This is a genomic window from Candidatus Accumulibacter vicinus (assembly GCF_000584955.1).
Classification (GTDB): Bacteria; Pseudomonadota; Gammaproteobacteria; order Burkholderiales; family Rhodocyclaceae; genus Accumulibacter; species Accumulibacter vicinus.
In genome coordinates this window covers 123,649-126,653 of sequence record NZ_JDSS02000015.1, presented here as the reverse complement: position 1 = coordinate 126,653, position 3,005 = coordinate 123,649, and the positions used below count along the sequence as shown (strand labels likewise).

Sequence of the window (3,005 nt, the reverse complement as noted above, 5' to 3'; positions counted from 1 at the left end):
CATGACTTTCATGATCGGGGGTGCCTGGAAAAGTCATGACCGTTAGACACACCCGGGTCGCGCCAACCGTGATTTGGCTGGCAACCGTCAATGACAAATAAAGATGTACTATCTTGACTGACATGCCATCATTCAAATGGCATGTCATGGTCAACCATTCAGGCCGCTCCCCTTCACCAGCATCAAGGAAGCACATGAACAAGGCACCCATATATGTCGCGATCGCCCTCTCGTTCATTTCGATGCTTAGCCATGCGCAGCCTCGCTCACGAGCCGCTTCGATGGCGCCGGAGTTGCTCTATTTCTCGCCGCAGGGTGAAATCGCGAAGGTTCGCCAGGTTGCGGCGCGTTTTTCGAAACCCATGACAGCCTTTGGCGATCCGCGCGCGCAGGATCCCTTTTCCGTTGACTGCCTGGAGAAGGGGCAGGGACGCTGGGTTGATCCGACGATCTGGGTCTATGACTTTGAACAGGACTTGCCCGCAGGCATTGCCTGTGCCTTCAAACTCCGGACGGGATTGCAATCGCTCGCCGGGGAGCCGGTTTTGGCCGCAGAGCAATACCGGTTTACTACCGGCGGACCAAAGATAGTTTTCAGCAGACCCTACCAGGAGGAACGCAGCCTAAGGGAAAAACAGGTCTGGCTACTTGGCGTCAATGCGACAGCAGACAGGACGAGCGTCATCGAGAACGCTCGATGCCTTGTTGCCAACGAAACCAGAAAGATCGTCGTGCTGGGCGAAGAAGAACGCGACAAGCTCGTTGAACAACATGGATACAAGAGCAACAGGCCGCCAGGCGTTTCGGAAATGCTCGCTTTGAAGTGCGAAGGCGAATTACCCACCTCTGCGGCCGTCAGTCTGGTCTGGGGAAAGGATATCCGTTCAGCGAGCGGCGTCAGCAGCGAAAAGGATCAGACCTTCAACTTCACGGTACGCGGGCCGTTGGCTTTTGACTACCGCTGCGGGTGGGGAAAAAATATCGAGTGCCCCTTCGATCAGCCCATTTCCGTCCATTTCACAGCGCCGGTACTACGTAGCAAGCTGGAAGCAATCACGCTTACCCTCTCCGATGTTTAGTCGAGAACAGGATCTTGCTCAAGCACCATGACGAACGGGTGCGTGAAGTCCTCGGCATCGAATTGGGACGACCGGGTCTGTACCTGCTCGAAGTTTCGAGTACAAGAGTGCCCGGCGCGAAACCGACCGAGAAGCGCCACATCGCCTCTGCTGCCCTGGTGACCAATCTCGCCCTACATTTCCGACGCTCGCAGGAAAACGCCCTGGTCTGGGTTACCAGCCTGGACGAAGGGAAACCCGTTGCTGGCGCTGATATCAGGATATCCGCCTGCGATGGAAGGCAGGTTTGGCAAGGCATTACCGACTCCGATGGTCTGTCTCGTATTCCTGCCGACAAACTGCCGTTGAATCGCCATTGCTCCGGTCGTTCCTCAAGCTACCTGATCACGGCGCGCCTTGCAGACGATTTCGGAATGACATTCTCCGACTGGCACAGTACGGCTGGTTACGGTCTGTCTGGCTATGTGCCGACCGACCCCTCTCTGATGGTCCACACCGTGCTCGACCGCAGCCTCTTTCGTGCCGGCGAGACGGTCAGCATGAAGCACATCCTCCGTCAACCGACCAGCCTGGGCTTTGCCGTCGTAGACCAGCCGATGACGGTTTCGGTCCTGCATGTAGCGAGCCATCGGAGCTTTGAACTATCACCGGAAAACCTGCCGGGCACCAGTACGGCAATCTCCCAATGGAAAATTCCCGCCGATGCCCCCTTGGGTGGATATCGTGTAATCGTCAACCTCACATCCGGCCGCTACGACACCCCTTATGCGAATGAGTCAGTGGAATTCCGGGTCGAGGAATTCCGTCTCCCGACCATGAAGGCCGAAGTCCTGCCGCCGCGCGAGGCGCAGATCGCACCGCGGGCCGTTCCCGTCGACCTCAAGCTCAGCTACCTCGGCGGTGGCGGTGTGCACCAGCTTGTCAATGTCAAGGCGGCATTGCGGACAGCGTCGATCCTTTTCTCAGGATACGACGACTATCGCTTCAACATGTTTGGCGGCGCCGATCGGATCGATGCCCGGCACTCCGCTCGCCTTACCCCATATCGCGTGATCGCGGAAAACATTGAAGTGGCTCTTGATGCAGACGGTCAGGGCCGTGCCGTGATTGACAACATTCCTGCCATCGATCAGCCAACCGACTTGGTCAGCGAAATGAAGTTCGCAGATGCCAACGGCGAAATCCAGACCGCGTCGGCCAGCGTTCGGCTGTGGCCGACCGCCGTGCTGCTCGGCATCAAGGCCGCGAACTGGGTTTCGGCACGCACACCGATGCCGCTGCAGGTCGTAGCGCTCGGGCCGGACGGCAAGGCGTGCAAGGGTGTTGCTGTAACGGTCGACGGTACGCTGATGAAGACAACCTACAAGCAGGTTCGCACCGGTGATGGCCTATTCCGTTATGACAGCAGCAGTTCAACATCGGAACTGCCCAGCCTGTGCAGTGGGACCACCGACGACCATGGCCTTCTTCGCTGCTCCGTAGTGTTGAACGAGAGTGGCCAGGTGAGCTTGCGCGCAAGCGTCACCGACGGCGACGTTCAGGATCGCCTTGCGCTGCCACTCGGTGGGCGTCAGATAGAGCGCGTCGACACGCTGCTGGGTCGCCACGTAGTCCGCATAGTCGGCGAGCAGCTGGTAGTGGTCACCATAATGGACCAGGCAATTGAAAACGTCGTGATAGCGCGGGCGATCGCCGGGCGAGAAGAAACCGCCGTCGATCTTGTCGAGCGCTTCCTTGAGCACCGGATCGTCGTGGTAAACCTCGTTCGGGTGGTAGCCCTCCTGCCTGAGAGCAGCGACCTGCGCGGTGTTGTTGCCGAAAATGAAGATGTTGTCGGCGCCGACCTGGTCGCGGATCTCGATGTTGGCGCCGTCCTCGGTGCCGATGGTCAACGCCCCATTGAGCGAGAGCTTCATGTTGCCGGTG

2 protein-coding genes and 1 pseudogene are annotated in these 3,005 nt (G+C 58.5%); 2 read left to right on the top strand and 1 reads right to left on the bottom strand.

The window, feature by feature from the left end; all coding sequences use genetic code 11:
• Positions 1-194: 194 nt before the first annotated feature.
• Positions 195-1,079, top strand: a complete 885-nt coding sequence (locus tag CAPSK01_RS04240) for a hypothetical protein (protein ID WP_034922924.1) — start codon at positions 195-197, stop codon at positions 1,077-1,079.
• A 38-nt stretch (positions 1,080-1,117) separates the two neighbouring features.
• Positions 1,118-1,777 (top strand): annotated as a pseudogene (locus tag CAPSK01_RS21770) (hypothetical protein); the annotation flags it as partial.
• Positions 1,778-2,491: 714 nt separating this feature from the next.
• Here the strand turns inward: CAPSK01_RS21770 and CAPSK01_RS21765 are convergent.
• Complete coding sequence (locus CAPSK01_RS21765) at positions 2,492-2,995, bottom strand: glycogen/starch/alpha-glucan phosphorylase (protein WP_337958538.1); 504 nt, start codon at positions 2,993-2,995, stop codon at positions 2,492-2,494.
• Positions 2,996-3,005: the final 10 nt, after the last annotated feature.